Annotated in this window: 24 protein-coding genes; 13 read left to right on the forward strand and 11 right to left on the reverse strand. The window is 57.9% G+C overall.

Annotated features, from left to right (window positions below; translation table 11 throughout):
- Nucleotides 1-98: 98 nt before the first annotated feature.
- The 3 genes from rnd to MME58_RS07550 all read left to right on the forward strand — a co-directional run bounded on the left by rnd (nucleotide 99) and on the right by MME58_RS07550 (nucleotide 2,525).
- Complete coding sequence (rnd, locus tag MME58_RS07540; protein WP_054987960.1) at nucleotides 99-1,232, forward strand: ribonuclease D; 1,134 nt, start codon at nucleotides 99-101, stop codon at nucleotides 1,230-1,232.
- The gene (locus MME58_RS07545; RefSeq protein WP_055005499.1) at nucleotides 1,229-1,522 is read left to right on the forward strand and encodes a YcgL domain-containing protein; all 294 of its coding nucleotides are present in this window, start codon (nucleotides 1,229-1,231) and stop codon (nucleotides 1,520-1,522) included. Before rnd ends, MME58_RS07545 begins: the two co-directional genes overlap by 4 nt.
- Nucleotides 1,523-1,592: 70 nt before the next feature.
- Complete coding sequence (locus MME58_RS07550) at nucleotides 1,593-2,525, forward strand: D-2-hydroxyacid dehydrogenase (protein ID WP_054987958.1); 933 nt, start codon at nucleotides 1,593-1,595, stop codon at nucleotides 2,523-2,525.
- Between the two features lie 66 nt (nucleotides 2,526-2,591).
- Here MME58_RS07550 and MME58_RS07555 read toward each other — a convergent pair whose 3' ends face one another.
- On the reverse strand, nucleotides 2,592-3,185 hold the full coding sequence (locus MME58_RS07555) for a nitroreductase family protein (protein ID WP_055005498.1): 594 nt from the start codon (nucleotides 3,183-3,185) through the stop codon (nucleotides 2,592-2,594).
- A 211-nt stretch (nucleotides 3,186-3,396) separates the two neighbouring features.
- On the opposite strand from MME58_RS07555, the gene MME58_RS07560 reads away from it, so the two are divergent.
- Entirely contained in the window at nucleotides 3,397-3,846 is a 450-nt protein-coding gene (locus tag MME58_RS07560) for a YcgN family cysteine cluster protein (RefSeq protein WP_054987956.1), read from the forward strand.
- Nucleotides 3,847-3,850: 4 nt separating this feature from the next.
- Here the strand turns inward: MME58_RS07560 and MME58_RS07565 are convergent, their stop codons facing one another.
- The 7 genes from MME58_RS07565 to MME58_RS07595 all read right to left on the reverse strand — a co-directional run bounded on the left by MME58_RS07565 (nucleotide 3,851) and on the right by MME58_RS07595 (nucleotide 10,707).
- Complete coding sequence (locus tag MME58_RS07565; protein WP_055005497.1) at nucleotides 3,851-4,231, reverse strand: YgaP-like transmembrane domain; 381 nt, start codon at nucleotides 4,229-4,231, stop codon at nucleotides 3,851-3,853.
- Nucleotides 4,232-4,308: 77 nt separating this feature from the next.
- On the reverse strand, nucleotides 4,309-4,809 hold the full coding sequence (locus MME58_RS07570) for an RNA methyltransferase (protein ID WP_055005496.1): 501 nt from the start codon (nucleotides 4,807-4,809) through the stop codon (nucleotides 4,309-4,311).
- A 66-nt stretch (nucleotides 4,810-4,875) separates the two neighbouring features.
- Nucleotides 4,876-5,775 (reverse strand): copper resistance protein B, encoded by a 900-nt coding sequence (locus tag MME58_RS07575; RefSeq protein WP_371913015.1) that lies wholly within the window; start codon nucleotides 5,773-5,775, stop codon nucleotides 4,876-4,878.
- A gap of 8 nt (nucleotides 5,776-5,783) precedes the next feature.
- The gene (locus MME58_RS07580) at nucleotides 5,784-7,562 is read right to left on the reverse strand and encodes a copper resistance system multicopper oxidase (RefSeq protein WP_054987954.1); all 1,779 of its coding nucleotides are present in this window, start codon (nucleotides 7,560-7,562) and stop codon (nucleotides 5,784-5,786) included.
- 86 nt (nucleotides 7,563-7,648) lie between these two features.
- The gene (locus tag MME58_RS07585; protein WP_003317410.1) at nucleotides 7,649-8,023 is read right to left on the reverse strand and encodes a YajD family HNH nuclease; all 375 of its coding nucleotides are present in this window, start codon (nucleotides 8,021-8,023) and stop codon (nucleotides 7,649-7,651) included.
- 66 nt (nucleotides 8,024-8,089) lie between these two features.
- The gene (locus MME58_RS07590; protein WP_055005495.1) at nucleotides 8,090-8,566 is read right to left on the reverse strand and encodes a cyclic nucleotide-binding domain-containing protein; all 477 of its coding nucleotides are present in this window, start codon (nucleotides 8,564-8,566) and stop codon (nucleotides 8,090-8,092) included.
- A gap of 80 nt (nucleotides 8,567-8,646) precedes the next feature.
- On the reverse strand, nucleotides 8,647-10,707 hold the full coding sequence (locus MME58_RS07595; RefSeq protein WP_055005494.1) for a S9 family peptidase: 2,061 nt from the start codon (nucleotides 10,705-10,707) through the stop codon (nucleotides 8,647-8,649).
- A 132-nt stretch (nucleotides 10,708-10,839) separates the two neighbouring features.
- Between MME58_RS07595 and MME58_RS07600 the strand changes: the two genes are divergently transcribed.
- The 3 genes from MME58_RS07600 to MME58_RS07610 all read left to right on the forward strand — a co-directional run bounded on the left by MME58_RS07600 (nucleotide 10,840) and on the right by MME58_RS07610 (nucleotide 12,764).
- Nucleotides 10,840-11,316: a hypothetical protein gene (locus tag MME58_RS07600; RefSeq protein WP_055005493.1), complete on the forward strand. Its 477-nt coding sequence runs from the start codon at nucleotides 10,840-10,842 to the stop codon at nucleotides 11,314-11,316.
- Nucleotides 11,317-11,392: 76 nt separating this feature from the next.
- Nucleotides 11,393-12,193 (forward strand): class II glutamine amidotransferase, encoded by an 801-nt coding sequence (locus tag MME58_RS07605; RefSeq protein ID WP_054987950.1) that lies wholly within the window; start codon nucleotides 11,393-11,395, stop codon nucleotides 12,191-12,193.
- A 46-nt stretch (nucleotides 12,194-12,239) separates the two neighbouring features.
- Nucleotides 12,240-12,764, forward strand: a complete 525-nt coding sequence (locus tag MME58_RS07610; protein WP_054987949.1) for a DUF2937 family protein — start codon at nucleotides 12,240-12,242, stop codon at nucleotides 12,762-12,764.
- Between the two features lie 41 nt (nucleotides 12,765-12,805).
- Here the strand turns inward: MME58_RS07610 and MME58_RS07615 are convergent, their stop codons facing one another.
- From MME58_RS07615 to MME58_RS07625, 3 genes are all read right to left on the reverse strand, one after another.
- On the reverse strand, nucleotides 12,806-13,522 hold the full coding sequence (locus tag MME58_RS07615) for a WbqC family protein (RefSeq protein ID WP_054987948.1): 717 nt from the start codon (nucleotides 13,520-13,522) through the stop codon (nucleotides 12,806-12,808).
- Nucleotides 13,523-13,723: 201 nt separating this feature from the next.
- Nucleotides 13,724-14,902 carry a vWA domain-containing protein gene (locus MME58_RS07620; RefSeq protein ID WP_054987947.1) on the reverse strand — a complete coding sequence of 393 codons (1,179 nt, stop codon included), beginning with the start codon at nucleotides 14,900-14,902 and terminating at the stop codon, nucleotides 13,724-13,726.
- Between the two features lie 38 nt (nucleotides 14,903-14,940).
- Nucleotides 14,941-15,786, reverse strand: a complete 846-nt coding sequence (locus MME58_RS07625) for an AAA family ATPase (protein WP_055005492.1) — start codon at nucleotides 15,784-15,786, stop codon at nucleotides 14,941-14,943.
- 285 nt (nucleotides 15,787-16,071) lie between these two features.
- Here MME58_RS07625 and MME58_RS27570 point away from each other — a divergent pair, with 285 nt between their 5' ends.
- The 6 genes from MME58_RS27570 to MME58_RS07650 all read left to right on the forward strand — a co-directional run bounded on the left by MME58_RS27570 (nucleotide 16,072) and on the right by MME58_RS07650 (nucleotide 22,095).
- Complete coding sequence (locus tag MME58_RS27570; RefSeq protein WP_055005491.1) at nucleotides 16,072-17,520, forward strand: DUF6538 domain-containing protein; 1,449 nt, start codon at nucleotides 16,072-16,074, stop codon at nucleotides 17,518-17,520.
- Between the two features lie 603 nt (nucleotides 17,521-18,123).
- Nucleotides 18,124-18,681: a recombinase family protein gene (locus MME58_RS07630; protein WP_054987943.1), complete on the forward strand. Its 558-nt coding sequence runs from the start codon at nucleotides 18,124-18,126 to the stop codon at nucleotides 18,679-18,681.
- 530 nt (nucleotides 18,682-19,211) lie between these two features.
- Nucleotides 19,212-19,571 (forward strand): hypothetical protein, encoded by a 360-nt coding sequence (locus MME58_RS07635; protein ID WP_122243419.1) that lies wholly within the window; start codon nucleotides 19,212-19,214, stop codon nucleotides 19,569-19,571.
- Between the two features lie 47 nt (nucleotides 19,572-19,618).
- Complete coding sequence (locus MME58_RS07640; protein WP_147465850.1) at nucleotides 19,619-19,879, forward strand: hypothetical protein; 261 nt, start codon at nucleotides 19,619-19,621, stop codon at nucleotides 19,877-19,879.
- 11 nt (nucleotides 19,880-19,890) lie between these two features.
- Nucleotides 19,891-20,748, forward strand: coding sequence for a hypothetical protein (locus MME58_RS07645; protein ID WP_055005489.1), 858 nt, complete (start codon nucleotides 19,891-19,893; stop codon nucleotides 20,746-20,748).
- A gap of 360 nt (nucleotides 20,749-21,108) precedes the next feature.
- Complete coding sequence (locus tag MME58_RS07650) at nucleotides 21,109-22,095, forward strand: hypothetical protein (RefSeq protein ID WP_055005488.1); 987 nt, start codon at nucleotides 21,109-21,111, stop codon at nucleotides 22,093-22,095.
- The last annotated feature ends 17 nt before the right edge of the window (nucleotides 22,096-22,112 follow it).

Here is a 22,112-nt window from a genome sequence, read left to right on the forward strand (position 1 = left end):
AGCTCATTTGCGTGAAGATGCGCCAGACCCGGACGACAGACGCGCGATAATCTCCCATCACGATATATACTGCGCGCCATTGTTGAAGGGAGAGCCGTGTGGCCATCGATATTCACTGGATTCGCGACGACGACAGCCTCGCCCGGCATTGCGCACAATGGCAGTCGCTGCCTTTTGTCGCACTCGACACCGAGTTCATGCGGGTCGACACTTTTTATCCGATAGCTGCGTTGCTGCAGATCGGCGACGGGCAAAGCGCCTGGTTGATTGATCCGTTACTGATCAACGACTGGCAGCCATTGTCCGCGTTGCTCGAAAACCCCGACGTCATCAAAGTGGTGCATGCGTGCAGTGAAGACCTTGAAGTCTTGCTGCGCCTGACCGGCAGCCTGCCGGTGCCGCTGTTTGATACCCAATTGGCAGCTGCTTACCTGAACCTCGGTTTTTCCATGGGGTATTCACGTCTGGTGCAGGAGGTCCTCGACATCGACCTGCCCAAGGGCGAAACCCGGTCCGACTGGCTGCAACGCCCGCTGTCGGACACGCAGATCAGCTACGCTGCCGAAGACGCTGTGCACCTGGCCGAGTTGTTCACCCTCCTGCGTCCGCGTTTGTCCGATGACAAATACGCCTGGTTGCTGGACGACGGTGCTGAACTGGTTGCCAACCTGCGCCGCGAAGTTGACCCTTACGAGGTCTATCGCGATGCAAAGCTGGCCTGGAAACTGTCGCGTGCTCAGTTGGCCGTACTGCGCGAGCTGTGTGCCTGGCGTGAGCGTGAGGCGCGCGCGCGCAACCTGCCGCGCAACCGTATCGTGCGTGAGCATTCGCTGTGGCCATTGGCCAAAACCCAGCCAGACAACCTCGGTGCGCTGGCGCGGATCGAAGACATGCACCCGCGTACGGTCCGTCATGACGGCGAGTTTCTGCTTGAGCTGATCAAGACTGCAAGCGCGCTCCCTCCAGAAGAGTGGCCGCCTGCACTGCCCGAACCTTTGCCCATTGATGCCGCCGGGTCGATCAAGCGTCTGCGTGCAATCGGTCAGCAATACGCCGAACAGTTGCAGATGGCACCAGAATTGATGCTGCGCAAAAAGACCCTGGAAGCCCTGCTCAAGAGCGGCTACCCCGACGGTCCTTACCAATTGCCCGACTCGTTGCGTGGCTGGCGCCGCGAGTTGATGGGCCAGGCGCTGCTGGACAGCCTGGCTGCCCCCGGAGAAGCGTCTTGAAACGTATCTGCTCGATCTACCGCAGCCCGAAAAGAAACGAGATGTACCTTTATGTCTTGAAGAGTGACGTTCTCAAGCGCGTACCGCCTGAACTGTTGATCGCGTTTGGCAAGCCGGTTTATGCATTCGATCTGGTCCTCAGCCCGGAGCGCGCGCTGTCGCGCGAAGATATCAACGTGGTGCTGGAGAACCTCGACAGCCAGGGTTATCACTTGCAGATGCCTCCGGCCGAAGACGATTACATCGAGCATTTGCCCGAAGAGCTGCTGCGCCGCAACGACCCCATGTAATAGCTGCTCACGTTGTAAAGCGGCCCACATCGCCGTGGGTTGCCTGTCCTGTTTTTAAGGTTTTTGAAACATGCGCGTTCTGATTGCCGAGCACGATTACCACGTTTACACCCAACTGTTGCGCAAGGCTGCGCCTGATCTGGAAGTCCTCAGCACCGGCGACTCTGCCGAGCTGTCGCGTATGGCCAGCGATTGTCCGGTCTGGCTGGGACAGCCGGACCTGATGGCCAACCTGCTGCGTCAAGGGCACAAGCCTCAGTGGTTGCAATCCACCTGGGCGGGCATCACGCCACTGCTGGCCGATACGCTTTCGCGGGAATATCGGCTGACGCGTGCGGTAAGCATTTTCGGCCAGGTCATGGCCGAATTCGTTTTGACCTACATGCTCGGTCACGAGCGTGAGGTACTGGCGCGTTTGATGAGTCAGGTCGAGCGCAAGTGGGACAATCGTACCGGCCAGAGCCTGTCGGGTCGCAAGGTGCTGATCGTGGGTGCCGGTGATATTGGCCAGCGGGTTGCCGAGTTCCTTTTGCCGTTCGGTGTGCAGGTCTATGGCGTGGCCTCCAGTGCGCGTCTCCAGAAGCCGTTTATCGAGGTAACAGCGTTGTCAGACATGGCGCGTCTGCTGGGCGAGATGGACTACGTCATCAACCTGCTGCCCAACACGCCTGAGACGCACGATCTGTACAACGCAAAGCTGTTCGCCAGCTTCAAGCCCACTGCGCTGTTCATCAATGTCGGGCGTGGGGTGGCGGTCGTGGACGCGGATCTGGTCGAAGCCTTGAAAGAAGGGCATCTGGCCGGTGCAGTCATTGATGTCTGCCGCCAGGAGCCGCTGCCGCAGCGCCATCCTTTCTGGACCGCGTACGGCCTGCTGTTGACCGGCCACAGTTCGGCCCCGACATCGCCGGTAGCCATGACCGAGCTTTTCGTCCATAACCTGAAAGCTTTTCAGGCGGGACAGGCGCTGCGCGGAGAGGTCGATTTTTCGCGGGGTTACTGACGTGCTTGCACACGAGCCGACGTTTCAGGCGTCGGCTCGCAGGTCTTGCCTGGAGCAAACGGTCGGTTACAGGGAAAAATCCCCTTCAGCCGCCAGTTCTGTCAACGGCTTGCGCGGGCTTGGTACTTCGCGGCCTTGCAGGTATTCCGGCAATGTCGACTTGTCGCCCAACTTGCCAACCGCGATGGCTGCGTGCACCGCGTAGCCCTCTGGAATATTCAGTTCCCTGCGGGTCAGATCCTGATCGAAACCGGCCATGCCGTGCGTGTACCAGCCGCTCAGGCTGGCCTGCAGCGCCATATAACCCCAGGCCGAGCCGGTGTCGAAGGTGTGCCAAAGGGCCGGACTTTCTTCAGTTGCGCCGGGAGCGACGAAGGTGGTCTTGGAGATAACGATCACCAGTGCCGCAGCATGTTGCGCCCAGTTGCGATTGAACTCGTTCAACAGGCCCAGATAACGCTCCCAGTTCGGTGTATCGCGACGTGCATACAGAAACCGCCAAGGCTGGGAGTTGTAGGCCGACGGCGCCCAGCGCGCAGCTTCGAAAAAGCTCAACAGGGTTTCCTGCTCGATGCTTTCGCCGCTGAAGGCGCGTGGCGACCAGCGTTCGGTGAATTGCGGGTCGATAGGATGATCGGCGATGCGAGGGTTTGTGCTCATGAAAGTCCTTTATAGCGAAGGTGGAAAACGAGCGTGGCTTGATGGGCCGTGGTCGGCAGGCATCGCTTGAACGCGCTGAAAACCCGTCAAAGCTACTGTTTTGCCCTTTCGCTGACAAGCCCTTGGCTACCGGCAGTCGCAAGTGCTTGGCCCGCATCCGTTGTGCCTCTAGACTGGCGGCCTTTTCATTGTCGATACCGTTGTCCGAACCATGGCCGCTAAAGTTGAACCCTTCTGGATTCGCAAGACCCTCGATCAGCTCGACACCGAGGAGTGGGAGTCGTTGTGCGATGGTTGCGGTTTGTGCTGCCTGCAAAAGCTTGAGGACGAGGAAGACAACAGCGTCTATTACACGCGGATTGCCTGCAAGCTGCTGGACCTGAAGACCTGTCAGTGTTCCGACTATCCGAACCGTCGTGCCTCGGTGCCCGATTGTATTCAGCTGACACCGGGTCAGGCAGATGAATTCAAGTGGCTGCCGCCGACTTGCGGCTATCGTCTGGTCAGCGAGGGCAAGGATTTGCCGCTCTGGCACCATCTGGTGTGTGGTGATCGCACGGCTGTGCATCACGAACGTATCTCCCAGTCCGGCCGCATGCTCAGTGAGAACAATGTTGCCGAGGACGACTGGGAGGATTACCTGATCTTTCGCGCAGGCTGAACGCTTAGACGACCGGCTTGGGCTCGGTCAGGGCTTCTACACCCTTGACGGCTGCCTGCTTAACGGCATTTTCAGCGTCGTCTTTGAGGTTGTTCAGTTCCGCACCGGCACGTTCGATGGTCGAGCGTGCGCTGTGCAAGTCGCTACGGCCTTTTTCCACCAGGCTTTTTGCCGAACATTGACCGCTGATGCCGCGGGCCAACGCTGCGCCGCCGATTGCCAGTTGAATCAGGCCCAGCAGACCGCCACGACGGACGCCTTTGCCCATCAGCAGCACACCGCCAGCCAGCGAGCCGATACGCTCCCAGCCCTGGACGTTCTGATCCGGGTTGCGCTGAAGCAGTTCAGGTGTGTCGATGCGTTCGATGATCGGGGTGTCGCGCATGATGGCTCTCCATGAGGTAGTAGGTCGGTTCAGAGAAACTGACTACCCGCCTGCGACACAGGTTCAATGCTTTTCCGTCAGCGGTCCCTGGCCGGATCGATTTTCTCGCGGCCGAACTGAGGACCTGAACGAGTGTTGATGCCTTTGGCCATACGGTCATAGAGCACCACGTTGACGGTGGCCGCCAGGTTCATGCAGCCCTCGGTCGGGATGTAGACCACGTCTTCGCACCAGTCGCGGATTTCCTGATCCAGTGAGCCGTCTTCCGGACCGAAGATATACAACGCGCGGTCAGGATGGGTGTACTCAGGCAAGGCACGGGCACCGTCCACGAGTTCGACGGCAACCGGAATGCAGCCCAGTGGGAGAATGCTCTTGAGGTCTTCGATGCCGATCAGCGGAATGTCCTGATGGATTTTCTTGGTGTCGGTGATGAAGTCCCGGGCGCGTTCATAGCGTTTACCGGTATAGAACACCGACGCCACACCATAACAGCCAGCCGCACGCATGACGGAGCCGACGTTTTCCGGGGACTTGGGGTTGTAAAGACCGATGCAGGCGTACCGTTTGTTGGCCACGGGGAGGGTGCTCTGAAGAAAACCGGGGATTATACGGCAGCCTCAGAGCAATGCTATCGACTGTGTTCAGAACCACATGCGCACGCCGACCACCAGTCGCGCGTCCTGGGTGTCTTCGTCGTCCTCACGCGCGTAATCGGCGGTCTTGCCGTACGAGCGGTCCCAGCTCACCCCGACATAAGGGGCGAATTGCGGCGTGATCTCGTAGCGCAGCCTGAGGCCGAACTCGCTGGTCGACAGGCCCGAACCGTTGCCGCGTTGCGGGTCGTTCTTGCCGTAGAAGTCGAGCTCTGCGGTGGGCTGCAGTATCAGGTTGTTGGTCAGCAGAAAGTCATAGTCGGCTTCAAGGCGGGCGGCCGTCTGTCCTGCTTCACCAATAAAGGCGGTTGCTTCTAAATCAAGGTTTGAAATCGCCTGACCTTGCAGGCCAAAGGCTGCCCAGGTCTGCGGCGCGACGGGCTTGAAGTCCTGGCGCGCGCCGGCGACAACGTCCCACCACGGACTGATCGCGTGGCCCCACAGTGCCTGGATTTCCGCTTCCTCTGTCTTGCCGTTGGTTCGCTCGCCTTCGGAGCGCAGCAGCAGGCGGTCTACGTCGCCGCCAATCCAGCCGGACAAGTCCCAGGCCAGCGCACTGCCGTCGTTGGCGTTCTGCCATTCCAGCTTGTCGGCCAGAAAATAACTGTTGATGGCGCTGTCATGGACCTGATGGCCTGCGTGGCTGGTATACACCTCCGCCCGGTCGGCATCGGTGACGGGCGGGATCGGGGTTCGGCTCCGGGCGGGCGCAGTCTGTGTCGAGGGCGTACCCTCGCTGTCGCTGGCATCCATATGCATCGAATGGCTGCCATGATCCATGCCTTCCATCATCTCCGCGGCCAACGCCGGGGTCCACGGTGTGACGGCCAGCCCGGCGGTCAGCAACAGCATCGGCAGGCGGGATGAATTCAACGTTCTGCTCACCATCAGAGTCCTCATTCTTCCACCCGCACTTCGCGGAACATGCCCATTTCCATGTGGTACAGCATGTGACAGTGATAAGCCCACCGACCCAGCGCATCGGCAGTAACGCGATAGCTGCGGCGTGATCCTGGTGGCATGTCGATGGTGTGTTTGCGCACCATGAACTGTCCATTTTCGTCTTCGAGGTCGCTCCACATGCCATGCAGATGGATGGGGTGGGTCATCATCGTATCGTTGACCAGCACCACCCGAACCCGTTCGCCGTACTTGAGCAGGAGGGGTTTGGCGTCCGAGAACTTCACGCCATCGAACGACCAGGCGAATTTTTCCATGTGACCGGTCAGGTGCAGTTCGAGGGTGCGGCCTGGCTCGCGGCCATCCGGGTCTTCGAAGGTGCTGCGCAGGTCAGCGTAGGTCAGTACCCTGCGCCCATTGTCCCTGAGGCCTATGCCCGGATCGTTGAGTTTTGGCGAGGTGCTCATGGCTTGCATGTCGACCAGCGGATTACCCCGTTCGCTGCCCGGGTGTGACTGCATGGCGGGTGTCTCTTTCGCCGGCATCTTGCTGTGGTCCATGCCGAGCATCGAGTCGTGGCCCATCTTGCTGTGATCCATGCCCGGCATGTCGTCCATCGACGGCGTTGCGCTGTGGTCTATGCTGCCGTGGTCCATGCCCGCCATGCCGATATCGTCCATGCTCAGCAACGGGCGTGGATCGAGCGGTGGAACGACGGCCTGCAAGCCGGGCCTGCTGGCCAGGGTGCCGCGAGCGTAACCGGTTCGGTCCATTGATTGAGCGAACAGTGTGTAGGCACCTTCGTCGGGCTCGACAATCACGTCGTAGGTTTCTGCCACCGCGATACGTAACTCATCGACCGTCACCGGCTTGACGTGCAGGCCATCGCTGGCGACTACGGTCATCTTCAGGCCCGGAATACGTACGTCGAAATACGTCATCGCCGAGCCGTTGATCAAGCGCAGTCGAATGCGCTCACCGGGTACGAACAGGCCGGTCCAGTTCATGTCCGGGGCCTGGCCGTTCATCAGGTAGGTGTAGGTTGCGCCGCTGACATCCGCCAGATCGGTCGGGTTCATCCTCATCTGCGCCCACATCCTGCGATCCGCTGTGGTCTCGCTCCAGCCTTTTTCACTGACGTCGTTGATGAAGTCGCCGACGGTGCGCTTGTTATTGTTGTAGTAATCCGACTGTTTCTTCAGCTTTTTCATCAGGCGGACCGGATCTTCGTCGGTCCAGTCGGTAAGCATGACCACGTGTTCGCGGTCGTAGGTGAACGGTTCCGGCTCTCTGGCGTCGATTATCAGCGGCCCGTATACACCCGACTGCTCCTGAAAGCCCGAATGGCTGTGATACCAGTAGGTGCCGTTCTGTCTGACCTTGAAGCAATAGACGTACATGCCATCGGGCGCGATACCGTCGAAGCTCAACCCTGGCACACCGTCCATGTTGGCGGGCAGGATGATGCCGTGCCAATGAATGGACGTAGCCTCGTCGAGGCGATTTTTTACCCGTAAGGTCACGGTATCGCCTTCGCGCCAACGTAACAGTGGGCCTGGAATGCCACCGTTGATCGTCATCGCGGTTTTGGCGTTACCGGTGATGTTGACCTGGGTTTCGCCGATAAACAGATCGAACTCGGTGCCGGACAGCCCGGCCGGCTGCCCCGGATTCGGAACCGCCCACGCCGGGCTGCGCCACAGCCCCAGACCGCCGAGGAGGCCACTGGCGGCAAGCCCTTTCACAAAGGTTCGTCTTGAGGTTCGAGTGGGCATGGCGAAATATCCGGTCGGTCGTTTGGCCGCAGGCTAGGGGAAATGCGGGTAGGAGTGGAGGATGTTCGTTGTCGAAGGTGCCGGGGTCACTCGTCTTTCTTCATCAACCCTGCCAGCGCGGCGAATGGATTATGGGTCGCCTTTGCGGTTTTCGGACTGCCCAGAGAGCCGTCGGCGAAGTATTGCTGGTCGGTATAGCGCGAGTGCTCGTTATCGTGGCAGTACAGGCACAGCAGCTCCCAGTTGGAGCCGTCCTGCGGGTTGTTGTCATGGTTGTGGTCGCGGTGATGCACGGTCAGTTCGCTGAGGCGTTTGCCGGCGAATTCGCGAGCGCAGCGGCCGCAGACATGCGGGTACATACGCAGCGCCTTGTCGCGGTAACCCATTTCACGGTCGCGCTGGGCGTCGGCCAGAATGCGGTCCAGCTTGGCAGTATGGGAAGGAGGGTTGGCCGTGCTCATGGTGTCACCTGTGCGTGTGCGCATTGAAAGCGGAATGTGGGCAAGTTTAGCGCCAGATGGGCAAACTCACACCTGCTGCGACAATAATTGCCCGTCGACCATGCGCAGGCGCCTGGACAACGAAATGGCAAGAGCGCGGATGATCTTGGCAGCGATTTTCGGCGCCTCGTCGAGCATCTTGTCCAGCGAATCACGGCCCAGGTTCAATAACTGGCAATGGGTGGCTGCGATACAACTGGCCGAGCGGCGCTCGCCGTCCAGCACGGCCATCTCTCCGAACGCGCGTCCGCGACGCAGAACGGCGATTTCAACCTGCTGACCGTCAGCGGCAAGTTTCTGCACGGACACGGTACCTTGATGAATGATGCACATGAACGTCCCGGCATCGCCTTCGGCAAAAATGGTCTCGCCTTTTTCGATGTCGGTAATGCTGAAATACCCGGCTACAGTCACGAAATCGCCGGGCAGCAGGGTGTCGAACAGGCCGCAATCCAGCAGCATGTCGCGTATGGCGTTGTTCAGGTTGGACAATGGTTCTGACATGGTTCGGTCTTTCGATCCTGATGCAAAAGGGGCCACTCCGTGCCCCTCGATCCTAGTAAGACAGGTGTTTCACACCAAGTTCATTCGGCGATCTGCAATATCTTGAAGATAAAAGCATACTCGAGCGCCACGTCACGCAACCCCTGATAGCGGCCACTCATGCCGCCATGTCCGGCGCCCAGTTCGGTCTTGAGCAGAAGCGGGTTGTCGTCGGTTTTGGTGGCGCGCAATTTCGCGACCCATTTGGCGGCTTCCCAATACTGCACACGACTGTCGTTGTAACCGGCGATGACCAGCATGGACGGATAAGCCTGAGCCGTGACATTTTCATAAGGCGCGTAGGCCTTGATGCGTTCGTAGACCTCGGGTTCCTGCGGGTTGCCCCATTCGTCGTATTCGGTAACGGTCAGCGGCAGATCCGGGTCGAGCATGGTGTTCAGCACGTCAACGAACGGCACTTCGGCAATCGCCGCCTTGAACAGTTCGGGGCGCTGGTTGAGTACCGCACCGATCAGCAGGCCACCGGCGCTGCCGCCGCTGATCACCAGCTGTTCGGCGCTGGTCAGGCCCTGTGCGACAAGGTGTTCTGCGCAGGCAATGAAATCGCCGAAGGTGTTCTGCTTGTGCTCTTGCTTGCCGTTGCGATACCAGGTCTCGCCCAGCTCGCCACCGCCGCGTACATGAGCGATGGCAAAGGCCACGCCACGCTCGAGCAGGCTCAGACGCGCGTGGGAAAACCACGGATCAAGGCTTTCGCCGTAAGCGCCGTAGCCGTACAGATACAACGGCGTCGCTTTGCCGGCCAGCTCACGCTTGACCACCAGACTGATCGGCACCTGAGTACCATCGCTGGCGGTGGCCCACAAACGCTGGCTGACGTAAGCGTCGGCATCGAAGGTGCCCAGCACCGGCGTTTCCTTGAGCACCACTTGCTCGCCGCTCGCCAATGCCAGCTGACGCACCTGCGCCGGACGATTCAGCGACTGATAACGCAGGCGAATCCTGTCGCTGTCGAACTCCAGCGTGTCTTGCACGTACAGACTGTAGGCGGCATCAGGCAGTTGCACGCGATAAACCGGCAGGTCTTGCGGGCGCACCTCGATGATCGGCAGGCCGCCTTCGCGCAGGCTAAGGCTGATGCCCTTGGCGTTGAGACTGATGCCTTCGAGCATGACCTTGTCGTCGTGCGCGACCAACGTCTGCCAGTCCTCGCGTACCGGCGCGCCACTGGCTTGTGCCGCTGCGTGATACAGCGCGAAGTTGATGCCGCTCTGATTGCTGCGGATAAACCAGGTCCAGACGCCATCGAGCAGCCCGTGGTCTGGATAGTATTCATGACCTTCGGCGCGCGGTGCGAGGCAAGTGAAGTCCTGCAAGGGGTGATCGGCATCAAGCACCCAGGCTTCGCTGGTGGTTTTGCTGTTGAGCAAAATGATCAGTTGGCGTTCGGAACTGCTGCGGAAACAGTGCAGGAAGAATCGGCCGTCCGGTTCGTCGAACACCTGCTCGGCCGATGAGCTGCCCAAGGTGTGGCGATGCAGCCTTGCCGGACGATGGGTTTCGTCCAGTTCACCGAAAAACAGAGTCTGGCTGTCGTTGGCCCAGGTCATGCTGCCATCGCAGTTTTCGAACGGCAGGCTGCTGACCTGACCGGTGCTCAGTTCCTTTACATAAAGCTGGTACACCTCGTCGCCACTGGTGTCCAGGCTGTAGGCCAGGCGCTGGTGGTCGGGGCTGATGCTGAACGCACCCAGCGAGAAAAATCCGCCGTCGGCCATTGCGTTGGGGTCCAGCAACAATTCCTCACGGCGTTCATCCACCGAGTTGGAATCGTCAGCCGGGCGCGGGCAGCGATAGTGCCGGGCGTACTCGTCGCCCTGTGTGGTACGCGTGTAATAAAGGTAAGGCCCCCAAGGGGAGGGCAGGGACAGGTCGGTTTCGAGAATACGGCCCTTGATCTCCTGAAACAGGTGTTCGCGCAGCTCGGTCTGCTCCGCCAATTGCTGCTCTTGCCAGGCGTTTTCGGCCTTGAGGTAGTCGAGCACTTCATCGGTATCGCGGTTCTGCAGCCAGGCATAGGGATCGGAACCGTCGGCCTTGCGCGCAATCGGGGCGTTGGAGGTTGCATTCGAGACGGGCATGCTGGGCTCTCTGTTAAGGCATTAATCCGGAAAATATCGGTACACGCTGAACCGATTACTGAAGCGAGGCAAGCCGCCTCAGGCAAAAGCCGTTATCATAAGCGTCTCTTTACCTGCCTTACCACGGACGTCATGACCGAAAACGACTATCTGATCGCCTGGAGCGTCTACGCCTTCGCCGCGTTGGGTTGCCTGCTGGTATGGTTCCTGATGACCCGCTGGATGTGGCGGTACCTCAAGGAGCCGTTGCTGGTGGCGGTCGCGGTGCTGCTGTTTACGCCGACCATGGTTGACCCTGCCAAGGATGCAATGGCGCCCGCCGTGGCGATCACTGCGCTTGACCTGATGTTCAAGGTCGGCAGCAATGTCTGGACCGCTGTCTCGGATCTGGCCATGTATGGCATGTTCGCCTTCGCCGCGTACGTGCTGTTCGTACTGATCCGCTGGCCGATCGAACGCAGCCGCAAGGCTCGCCAGCCCGTGCCGGTTGCTCAGCCTGTCGACACAGACCCCGCCGACGAACCGTTTGCCGAGGACGATCACTACGCACGTCGATCCGCTGCGCCGCTTCCTCCCGCCAGAGGCGGGCGCGTCGAACCGCGGTTGTAAATCCCGCTTCGTTGGCAAGCGCCGCCCTTTGCGGCGCATGACCTGCTGCAAAACCTCTTGAAGCGAGAACCTGAGCATGTGTGAATTACTGGGCATGAGCGCCAATGTCCCGACCGACATAGTCTTCAGCTTTACCGGGCTGATGCAGCGCGGCGGGCGCACCGGTCCGCATCGCGATGGCTGGGGCATTGCCTTCTACGAGGGCCGCGGTCTGCGCCTGTTTCAGGACCCGGCAGCCAGCAGCGAATCGGAAGTCGCACAGTTGGTACAGCGCTACCCCATCAAGAGCGAAGTCGTGATTGGCCATATCCGTCAGGCCAACGTCGGTAAGGTCTGCCTGTCCAATACACATCCTTTCGTACGTGAGCTGTGGGGCCGTAACTGGTGCTTCGCACACAATGGCCAGTTAGCGAATTTTACCCCGGGCGCTACCTTTTATCGGCCAGTGGGCGATACCGACAGCGAAGCGGCGTTCTGCGATTTGCTCAATCGCGTGCGCGAAGCGTTTCCCGAGCCGGTCAAAGTCGAAGAGTTGCTGCCGTCACTGATCCAGGCGTGCGCCGAGTACCGTAGCAAAGGCGTATTCAACTGCCTGCTGAGTGACGGCGACTGGTTGTTCTGCTTTTGCAGCACCAAACTGGTTCAGATTACCCGCCGTGCTCCGTTCGGTCCGGCACGGTTGAAAGACGTCGACGTGATTGTCGATTTTCAGGCTGAAACAACGCCGCACGACGTGGTCACAGTCATTGCAACCGAGCCATTGACCGAGAACGAAAACTGGCACCGCTATGAGCCGGGTCAGTGGAGCCTGTGGCGCAAGGGTGAGTGCGTGGCGCAAGGCCTGGTTGAAACCGCCACGGATATCGCCAGGCCCTGAGAAACCCGTACACTTGCCTGCTGGATAAAAAAGAAGAGGGATATCGATGCTGCGAAGTTATCTGCGATTGGTCCTGTTTACGGTGGGCCTGCTGTTCGGGGTACAGATTCCCGGTTTCATCAGTGATTACAGCAAGCGTGTCGAAGCTCATTTGATCGAGGCGCAGCAGGCCGTCAAGGGCTACACCGCCACTGCGCAGCAGTTTTTCAAAGGCGATATCCAGGCGCTGATCCAGCACTATCGGAGCAGCGAAGACCCGGTGTTTCGCAGCGATGCGGACAACATCGATACGTTGATGAATCGCACTCATATTCTGGAGCGCCAGTGGCTCGGGCTTCAAGGGCCCTGGTATTCCAAGGCCTTTTTCGTCGCCACTGCTTCCGATCCGGATATCCGTCGCGAAACGTTCAACGGTTATACGTGGCAAGTCCTGCTGGCTCCTGAAGTCATCGCCTGGGGCATCATCAGCGCGTTGCTGCTGGCGCTGGTGATCGAAAGCTTCGTGCTGTTGCTCGGCTGGGTGATCCACGGTGGGCGACGCAAGCCGCAACTCGAGCGGGACTGGCGTTGACGGCAAGGCCGTAGCCATAACGGAGAACCATAAAGGGCGGCTCATGGGGCCGCCCTTGTTTCATTGCGCAGGTAGGCAAGCACTGTTTCAGGCGCGTTCCACATCAGCACATCAATGATCGAAAGGTTGTCGACAAAGTTCATGGGTGCTGTGGAATAGCTGAAGGACGAGGGTTCGAGAAACCTTAGTTGTATGTTTCTATCCTCCCAGTCACCAGGCTTGAAAATCTCGCGTCCGCCGGTGGTGTTGATGTACTGCCGGGCCTCCATTACCGTGCTTATTTCAAGTGCCCATTGGCCGGCATGTTGAATGGGGGGCAGATCAAGGTTCAGTGCTGCACAGCTCTCCCAGTCAAAGCTCATGCCTAAATAGTCACAAACGATTTTCAGGCCCCGGGTGTTGAGTTCGCACAAGTGAGTGGCAGGCACGCCGAGCGTCTGGTCGACCAGGTGCAAGGTTTCCCGGAAGTAGGGGGCCTTGCGTCGGTAATGTTCGAGTTGACTCCTGATTCGCTGATGGGCACAGGCGAGGTCGATAAGGGTCACGTCCTTGATCAGTGTTCCCTCGCTGGCACATACCGGAACGTTGATATATTGCCAGTCGCCTTGACTGCCGAGCACACGATTGCGGTTCATCCAGCTTTTGCGCTTGTATTTGACGATGTCAAAGACAAGCCCGCGCTGAACCGCAGCGATGAGCTGAAAGTAACCGATATAGGGAAAGAAATAAGGCTGCATGATCCCGAGCGTTTCGTTCATAAGTAACCCGCGAAGTCGCGACGGCTGCTCAGGCAAAACGATGGAGTAACGGCAACACTATCTACTCAATCAGCACTTCCCCGTCTGATTGGTGGTCTGGAAGTATCAGCGTAGTTCGGGGTTCTGGAATAGTCATGCAGGTGGTCGGCCAGTAGCGGCCGGTCGACGACCGGCCTATACGTTATGTGAAACCTCTTTATTTCATTTCGCCAGATAACGCATGCCCTCTTCCAGACCGCGCAGGGTGAGCGGATACATCTGCCCCTCGATCAGATCCCGCACGATGTGTGTGGACGTGGTGTAGTCCCATGCATCTTTCGGATAAGGATTGATCCAGATGACTTTCTTGAATTTGGCCATAAAGCGCTGCATCCACACATAGCCTGCCTCTTCATTCCAGTGTTCGACGCTGCCGCCGGGCTGGGTGATTTCATACGGCGCCATCGAGGCGTCGCCGATAAAAATCACCTTGTAGTCCGCGCCGTACTTGTGCAGCAGGTCCTGAGTGGCGGTCCGCTCGGAGCCGCGGCGCAGGTTGTTCTTCCACACTGATTCGTAAACGAAGTTATGGAAGTAGAAATACTCCATGTGCTTGAACTCGGTCTTGCAGGCCGAGAACAGCTCTTCGCAGGCCTTGACGTGCGAGTCCATCGAGCCGCCGATGTCGAACAGCAGCAGTAACTTGATGGTGTTGCGCCGTTCCGGACGCATCTGAATGTTCAGCAGACCAGCATCGCGTGCGGTGTGATCGATGGTGCCGTCGATATCCAGTTCATCCGCAGCGCCCTGGCGGGCGAACTTGCGCAAGCGACGCAGCGCCACCTTTATATTGCGCGTGCCCAGTTCAACCTGATCGTCCAGATTCTTATATTCACGCTGATCCCAGACCTTGACCGCCTTGCCTTTGCGCTCGCCTGCATCGCCTACACGTATGCCTTCCGGGTTGTAGCCACCCGAGCCGAACGGACTGGTGCCTCCGGTGCCGATCCATTTATTGCCACCGGCATGACGTTCCTTCTGTTCTTCCAGACGCTTCTTGAACTCTTCAATAAGCTTGTCGAGGCCGCCCAGCGACTGGATTTGCGCACGTTCCTCTTCCGTCAGCGAGCGCTCGAACTCTTTGCGCAGCCAGTCTTCGGGGATCAACGCCTGCAAATGGTCGTCGAGCTTTTCCAGGCCGTTGAAGTACGCACCAAAAGCCCGGTCGAATTTGTCGAAATGGCGCTCGTCCTTGACCAGAATCGTGCGTGCCAGAAAGTAGAACTCATCAATGTCGGCAAAGATGACACGCTGTTCAAGCGCATTGATCAGGTCCAGCAGTTCACGCAGAGACACCGGCACCCTGGCCGCACGCATTTCGTTGAACAGGTTGAGCAGCATGGCTGTCGCCCTTTACATGACAGGTTGAATAGACACGATCAGCGATTGCCGCGGCGGCTCATGAACGCCAGACGTTCCAGCAGATGCACGTCCTGTTCGTTTTTGACCAGCGCGCCGGCCAGCGGCGGGATGGCTTTGGTGGGGTCGCGCTCGCGCAATACAGCTTCACCGATGTTGTCGGCCATCAGCAGCTTGAGCCAGTCCACCAGTTCGGACGTCGAAGGCTTCTTCTTTAGCCCCGGCACCTTGCGCACGTCAAAGAACACATCCAGTGCTTCGCTCACCAGGTCTTTTTTGATGTCCGGGTAATGCACGTCGACGATGCGTTGCAGCGTGACCCGATCCGGAAAGGCGATGTAGTGGAAGAAGCAGCGACGCAGGAAGGCGTCCGGCAGCTCTTTCTCGTTGTTGGAGGTAATGATGATGATCGGTCGATGCCTGGCCTTGATGGTTTCATCCGTCTCGTAAACGTAGAACTCCATTTTGTCGAGTTCCTGCAACAGGTCGTTGGGGAATTCGATGTCAGCCTTGTCGATCTCGTCGATCAGCAAGATCACCCGTTCTTCCGACTCGAAGGCTTCCCAGAGCTTTCCCTTCTTGAGGTAATTGCGCACGTCATGGACCTTGTCGACGCCAAGTTGCGAGTCGCGCAGACGGCTGACGGCATCATATTCGTAAAGCCCCTGATGCGCTTTGGTGGTGGATTTGATGTGCCAGGTAATCAGCCTTGCGCCAAAGGACTCGGCCAGTTGCTCGGCGAGCATGGTCTTGCCGGTGCCGGGCTCGCCCTTGACCAGCAGCGGACGCTCCAGCGTGATCGCCGCGTTGACCGCCAGCTTGAGATCGTCAGTGGCAACGTAGGCCGGCGTACCTTCGAACTTCATTGATCCATCCTTTTCGCATGGGCGCGCGTAACTGGGTCGGCACGCACGCCGTAATTGGGGCAAACAATGCACGACTATAGCGTGGCTGCCGGATGACTGTGAACGCAGGAGCCTTATTCATTTCTTGACTCATGGGTACACTTAAAAACCATTCGGTCGGCTCCAAGCCTTGTAGAATAAGGCTTATAGCGAATTCAGATTGTGACACATGCCCCGATATTCAGGTTCCGCATGGTCCACAAGCTGCCAACACACGACCGTGACACGTGCCCCGGAGAAAGATGAATGTCTTACTTGTCCCGACGCGACGGACGGTATCACTACCGACGCAGGTTTCCTGCTGATGTGGCTCTCATTGTTGGACGTGCTGAGTTTCGTAAGGCGCTTGGCACTGCTGATAGGGCAGAGGCGCTGAGGCTTGCACGACAGGTGTCAGTCGAGTTCGACAAGATATGTGCTCAGGCAGTGCAGGGGCACTGTGGCGATGTCAGACCGATAGGCGACGAGTTGCCGGGCGTAGATGCCAATGCAGTTCTGAGTGGCTTACAGGCTGTTGTAGAGCGCGTCACATTGGCCGCAGTGCAGGCAATGCACCCAAGAGGACAGCGCTTAGCTAAGAGTTGGCAGGCTGAGCTGGAGTGGCAGGAAAGGGCGTGGCAGGCGGTTGCAGATGGTACGCATATTGACGCAGCTAAATACCACCCGTTGGAAGCTATGGCCGCACTCAAGGCAATACGCGCAGTGCGTGACGGCTCGCCTATGCCACTAGCTGCGCCTCCCGTGGCTGGGGAAGTTCGTGCGCCTCAGCAGCAGCGCGCAGTTGATGACGATCACCGGACAGGGGGAGAGTTCGCAGAAGCTCTCGACGGATACTGTCAGCGTGTCAGCTCCGGTCGTGCATCCATCATGCGTAAGCTGTGTAGCGATGTTCTCAGCTGGCCCAGTACCCAGGCGGAACAAGTGCAGCGCATCATGCAGTACGCCGAGGGAAAGCTCGCCAGCGGTGGTAAGGCAAGTTCAGTGCATACACAAGCAGCAGGGTTGATCACAATCCTGCGTGAGTTGCCGGGGTGGAGTGGCATCTCTTTGCCTAGGACTGGTGCGGTCGCAAGAGCTGTCAGGGCAGGGGCTGGCCTTTCCAAAGATGCGAGGGACTCCATGCCGCTGGCTGTTCTCGACAATGTGCACAAGAGCCTGGCTGCTCGCGGCGATGAAGTGGATGCGACAGCAGCGCGGTTGCTTGTTCGGTATGGCCTACGCCCGATAGAGCTGTTGCAAGAGGGGTTAGACGCGCTATCAGAACGTGTAGACATTCTCGGCACGCGTGAGCTAGTGTTCCGTGCTGGGTTGTCAGGTGCAAAGAACTCTGCAAGCCGGAGAGACTTGCCAGTGCACGATGATGACATCACAGCATTCAAGCTTGTCCTAGCGGCAGTGAACCTGCCGGAGAATGCGACGAAGCACCAGAGGGAGCGGCGCGGTAGACAACGCGTCACGCGACTAAGCGCAGCCGTTCGTATCGGGTTACGAGGACAGCCCGATGGATTGAGCCTGTACAGCCTCCGGCATACTTGCGCTGACCTGTTACGTGCAGTTGGTGCGTCAGGCGAAGAGGTGGGAGCAGTGCTTGGACATACGAGCAAAGGCTCCAGGGCAACGAGTATATACGGTGGGAGCGCACCGCTCGACCGACCTAGGGCATTGCTGGCAGCGGTACGCAACCTGCTGGACTGACTCGGGATGTGGAGTTCTATGCGCGGCCTAAAAATGCTGATTCCATGCGCGTAGCTCTCCGACTAAATCACGTCGCAGAATCCCCCGTGGGGGCCTTGCCGCATGTGTATGTCGACAAGGCCTCGGGATTGTAGACTCGCATGCCAGCGTGAAAGTGCGAGTTACTATTAAGGCTGCTGGATCGCGTACGCGACCAGTTGCCATTCGATCTTACCTATTCCCGCCGCATGCTGCCGATGGTTCTGAGGCGGTAGATGGTGTGTCGCAGCAATACCTATTTCATCACCGCATGCAGTGCACCGATAGATTCCCGGATGTGGTGCTGGGGTTCCAGGTGGGTGTGTCTTATCGAACTCGGTGCTGTCTGACTTAATCATGAGAGCAGCATTCTTGTATGACGCCATGAGTGGATATCCTTAGGAGATTGGAGATGGAAGGGTAGTTGCCATATGCCATTATGCAAGGCTCAAAAGGTACACGCTGTGAGCTATGCACAAACGACTGCGATAATGTAGCTCAAAGGTGTTGACTTAATTTGAGCTACCCAGCACTATGTGAGCCATAGGTTCTGAGCTACTCAGGCCACCCACTCAGGATTTCATCATGGCTACCATCGGATATGTGCGCGTCTCCACTCACGACCAAAGTGTCGATGCCCAAAAGCACGGGCTGTCCGATACATACAACGTGGAGGAGTGGTACGAGGACAGCGGTGTATCTGGCGCTGTGAAGGCCTTGGATCGTCCTGGCTTTGCTGCTCTTGTAGCGTACGTACGTCGTGGTGATACGCTCGTGGTGAGCGCTGTAGACCGCTTGGGGCGCGATACGCTGGACGTGCTGAACACTGTAGAGGTATTGCAGGCAAAGGGCGTAAGCATCATTTCCAAGCGCGAGGGCTTCGACCTGGGTACGCCTATGGGCAAAGCGATGCTCACCATGCTGGCTGCTGTGGCTGAGCTGGAGCGTTCAAATATCAAGGCGCGGCAGATGGCAGGTATTGAGCGCGCCAAGGCCGAGGGTAAGGCTCTAGGTCGCGAGAAGGTGATAGACGATGCACAGGTTAGCGCGTGGCGCGTTGCCCAAGGTGCCAGTATCAAGGCGACTGCCGAGCATTTCAGCATCTCGATTGCGTCGGTTAAGCGCGCCTGTGCTGCTGCCTGACCCTGTAATTGGAACTCCGTACACGATGTCCTGTTTGAAGTCACATACAGTGGTAAGAACGCGAAGGCTATGAACTGGGGCGGTTGGTCTGCGGCAATCCAAGTCTGGTGTTGCCCAGTCTTCATGCTGTGGTTCGGTCCTCCTAACCTAGAGGCCGCGTACCAGTATGTGAGTGACCCAGCCCCTTTTCAGTTTCGGTGCGCCGGTTGTCATGGGCCGGTCAAGCAGCAGCTATTGGGACGTTCTGGCTGCTGTCAGCACTATTTAACCGAAGCTCGATCACGAAACAGTACAGAACCCGATCAGGGCAATGTCTGCATTCGCAAGGTCATTAAAGCGACCAGCAAGAGCGCCAGCACCCATCCTCGTACTTACCCGCTTTAAGCCCGTTCCTGTACTACCACGTCAGTCGTCTATGTCCTGTGGACAACCTGCATTGAACCCATCACCGCTAGTCCGGAGACCCCGGCGTGTCGGGGGATTCCCTTTTGCCGTTTCGGCAGTATCAGTACACTAAGGAGTACACCAAGATGAAAGCTAACTACCTCTCTGGCGGGCGAAAACCTGTCGGTCAAGCCATGATTATCAGGGCTTTGCGTGTATTAAACGCGCGTCAGGAGCCCGCTACCGCAGGCGCAATCCGTCGTCAGGAACCCAGTCTGTCACGCAGTACGTTGATGGCAGGCTTGGCGTCACTTGTCCGCACGGCTGGGTTAATACCTATGCCGCTTGACGGTGCCCCATCGATCAACACCTACACTCTTGCCACGTATTCTCATCGGGCTGGCGTCAAGCTCAGTGATACCGACCTTCGGTACTACACGCGCATGGAGAACACTGCACTTCTGATGCTCTCCGAACATGAACAATCCAAAGCGGTGTTCAGCTAATGGCTAGGAAGAAAGCTATAACTACTGAGACTGTCAAGGCCAGTGCCTTGGAACTGCTCGATCTGACACTAAAGGCAACTAACAAACGATTTGAAGATGCTTTGCGGGATGATTACCCATGTGAGGCTGCTTTAATTAGTGCGTCGGTGGCATTGCTTAAAATGGTTGAGGCGAAAGGTTCACTGACTGACGATGATAAAGCGGGCGATCTAGCTGCCCAGCGTAAAGCATTCAACGATCGCAAGCTAACAACTCAGACCAAACACACACCCGAAGACATTGTTGCTTTGTATGCAGGCAACAGTTGATGGATTGATCAATGACAAAATTATCAGAGCTGCAGCAGCAAGCCCACGCCGCAACACCTATACTCTCAGCCTGCAAGTGGAACGAACAAACGGACGTACCTTTTGTAATACGAGCCTTGAAAGACGCGGGCATCTCTCTGGCGCAGCTTAGTAACTACGTGGCGAAGGCTGAGCAGTACAAAATCAAGCATGGCGAGTTAGCAGGCTGGACGGTAAACGGCGGTGGCAATGCTCAGGCGGTCTACCGAGAGCACTTCAAGCGGGAACAAGCTTCCCGTAAGCAGGCACAGAAAGAGCTGGCTGCCATTGGACACAAATCGTTGTATCCGACTTACCATGCTGTGAGGGACATGTTGACGGCAGCCCACGATAGTGCGTTCGAGGCGGTGCGGCCGAGCGGCCGCGAGATACTGCGAGGCTTGCATCCAAACCAAGAGGTAGTTGTGACGTTTGCCAAACGCGTGCCTAAGAAGCATACCCGGCGCGCCTTGAGCGAATTACAGAACCACCCAACGAGTAAGCGCCTGGACAAGCAGGGATTACGTGGCACACGTGATATTGCAGCAATCACCGGAGCATCTATGGCAGGTAGCGTTGCAGAGCTATACCGGCGCGCAGATGTAGCCAAGCGCCTGGAACAACAAGATGTGCTGGTGCTGGAAGTGGCAGACCTCAAGGCACGCTTGGCCGCGTTGGAAGCCCGCACAACTGCGTCTGAGGCACGCCACGAGATAACCGAGGCGTGTGGGCACTGGCATGATGTGGCGAGGCGTATGCGTGCTGACGGGGCCTCATATGGCACCATCGCTACTGCCACCGGCCAGAAGCCGGACACGGTTAAGAAGTTTATTCAACGACTGCCAAAGTAGGTTCACTACCCTTTAGGGTACAGGAATCCGTCCCCGATAGCTGGGGACACTGTCCCCTACATCTTATAACCCGTCCCACACTATACCGCTCGCTAGAGAGACCCGCCGTGGGCGTAGCAAAAGGAAGTAACATGAATGGCCAATATCCATGTCTGACTCTTGAAAAAAACTTCGGGTAGTATTTGCCTATCAAGCTGCGGCCATAAAGCCATCCCGCTCAACGCACTACACATCGAAAAGCGCAAATAAATGAGTGGCCAGAGGCTTACCTTTGATCACTTGCCGTAAGCGCTGTACTCCCCAATGTAAAACACATCACATCTTCCCGCGCATATCGCGCCACCCAAATGAGAAACTCACATGATTTCTAAAAAGAACGTTGTTAACTCCCCTGTAACTGCTATCGATAACGAGCGTGCACGCGCTCTATTAGCTTTGATGTCGACTACCGTTGAACTTTTCCGCGAGAGTGCGCCAGAGATTGTCGTTCCTGACATGCCCGCTTCTTACCCTGATGTACAACGCGGCATTGAGCGAATGACTGCTCAGTTCGTTGATCCGGCAAGAGCAGAGGGCCGACGTACTAGTGCTGACGATGTAGAACAGGAATTGTTGCAGGTATTCACTAATGCGCAAAATGCCGGATTCGATTTCGCCGAACTGGCAAAAGTCCTGACCTACCGGAAAGAAAGGGACCTTGCCCGCGCCATACAGGACGGTTACGTTCGCTCGTCTAGCGCTAGGGCCGAGCGCCTCGGCGAGCAGGTCCGCGAGTGGCTGCAAGACCTACTGGACGTACTCGCCATCCGTGATGTTGTCGGCGTTGATGCTGTTAAAGACGCTGCCGAGGCCAGCAACAAGACCTTGGCGGCCGTAGCATTAGACTTGATGGTACGGGAGAAGAGCAACGCCGCTGCTGCATCAGAGCTGAATACAGTTGCCGCAGGCCGTGGGTTGATGACTTTGGCGCAGGCAGGCATTGCCCCCGCTGACCTCCAGCACCAAGACCTGGAACAGGTAGCAGCACTGGCGGGCTTCGCCAGCTATCCAGAGGGTCTTAAGAGCTTCGGCCAGTGCCACGCGCCGTTGAGTATTCGCGTAGGGAATAGCGTGTTGCAAATAGATGCACAAGCGGCAGTTCTGTACAGCGAAGCTACTACCCCCCAGCAGGGCACCACCTTGTTGCCGCGTACAGCTCTTGTGGCTGCATCCGAGGCGGCACTTGTAGCAGCCCAAAAAATGATCAATAACGAGTTGGCCGGTACGCCGCACCGCTTCCATGATATGCCGAATGACGGCAACAGCAGCTTAGACACGGCCCGTCGCCGCATGTACGGCGGGAACTAGTAACGTCCAACCATCTG

Source organism: Pseudomonas syringae pv. tagetis, from assembly GCF_022557255.1.
In the GTDB taxonomy this organism is placed as follows: domain Bacteria; phylum Pseudomonadota; class Gammaproteobacteria; order Pseudomonadales; family Pseudomonadaceae; genus Aquipseudomonas; species Aquipseudomonas caricapapayae.

Excerpts from the sequence above, each read along its gene's own strand:
- MME58_RS27570 (WP_055005491.1), top strand. The coding sequence starts at position 16,072 with ATGTCTTACTTGTCCCGACGCGACGGACGGTATCACTACCGACGCAGG.
- MME58_RS07635 (WP_122243419.1), top strand. The coding sequence starts at position 19,212 with ATGAAAGCTAACTACCTCTCTGGCGGGCGAAAACCTGTCGGTCAAGCC.
- MME58_RS07555 (WP_055005498.1), bottom strand. The coding sequence starts at position 3,185 with ATGAGCACAAACCCTCGCATCGCCGATCATCCTATCGACCCGCAATTC.
- MME58_RS07590 (WP_055005495.1), bottom strand. The coding sequence starts at position 8,566 with ATGTCAGAACCATTGTCCAACCTGAACAACGCCATACGCGACATGCTG.
- MME58_RS07610 (WP_054987949.1), top strand. The coding sequence starts at position 12,240 with ATGCTGCGAAGTTATCTGCGATTGGTCCTGTTTACGGTGGGCCTGCTG.
- MME58_RS07630 (WP_054987943.1), top strand. The coding sequence starts at position 18,124 with ATGGCTACCATCGGATATGTGCGCGTCTCCACTCACGACCAAAGTGTC.
- MME58_RS07625 (WP_055005492.1), bottom strand. The coding sequence starts at position 15,786 with ATGAAGTTCGAAGGTACGCCGGCCTACGTTGCCACTGACGATCTCAAG.
- MME58_RS07550 (WP_054987958.1), top strand. The coding sequence starts at position 1,593 with ATGCGCGTTCTGATTGCCGAGCACGATTACCACGTTTACACCCAACTG.
- MME58_RS07580 (WP_054987954.1), bottom strand. The coding sequence starts at position 7,562 with ATGCCCACTCGAACCTCAAGACGAACCTTTGTGAAAGGGCTTGCCGCC.
- MME58_RS07650 (WP_055005488.1), top strand. The coding sequence starts at position 21,109 with ATGATTTCTAAAAAGAACGTTGTTAACTCCCCTGTAACTGCTATCGAT.
- MME58_RS07600 (WP_055005493.1), top strand. The coding sequence starts at position 10,840 with ATGACCGAAAACGACTATCTGATCGCCTGGAGCGTCTACGCCTTCGCC.
- MME58_RS07615 (WP_054987948.1), bottom strand. The coding sequence starts at position 13,522 with ATGAACGAAACGCTCGGGATCATGCAGCCTTATTTCTTTCCCTATATC.
- MME58_RS07605 (WP_054987950.1), top strand. The coding sequence starts at position 11,393 with ATGTGTGAATTACTGGGCATGAGCGCCAATGTCCCGACCGACATAGTC.
- MME58_RS07575 (WP_371913015.1), bottom strand. The coding sequence starts at position 5,775 with ATGGTGAGCAGAACGTTGAATTCATCCCGCCTGCCGATGCTGTTGCTG.
- MME58_RS07565 (WP_055005497.1), bottom strand. The coding sequence starts at position 4,231 with ATGCGCGACACCCCGATCATCGAACGCATCGACACACCTGAACTGCTT.
- MME58_RS07560 (WP_054987956.1), top strand. The coding sequence starts at position 3,397 with ATGGCCGCTAAAGTTGAACCCTTCTGGATTCGCAAGACCCTCGATCAG.
- MME58_RS07595 (WP_055005494.1), bottom strand. The coding sequence starts at position 10,707 with ATGCCCGTCTCGAATGCAACCTCCAACGCCCCGATTGCGCGCAAGGCC.
- MME58_RS07645 (WP_055005489.1), top strand. The coding sequence starts at position 19,891 with ATGACAAAATTATCAGAGCTGCAGCAGCAAGCCCACGCCGCAACACCT.
- MME58_RS07585 (WP_003317410.1), bottom strand. The coding sequence starts at position 8,023 with ATGAGCACGGCCAACCCTCCTTCCCATACTGCCAAGCTGGACCGCATT.
- MME58_RS07620 (WP_054987947.1), bottom strand. The coding sequence starts at position 14,902 with ATGCTGCTCAACCTGTTCAACGAAATGCGTGCGGCCAGGGTGCCGGTG.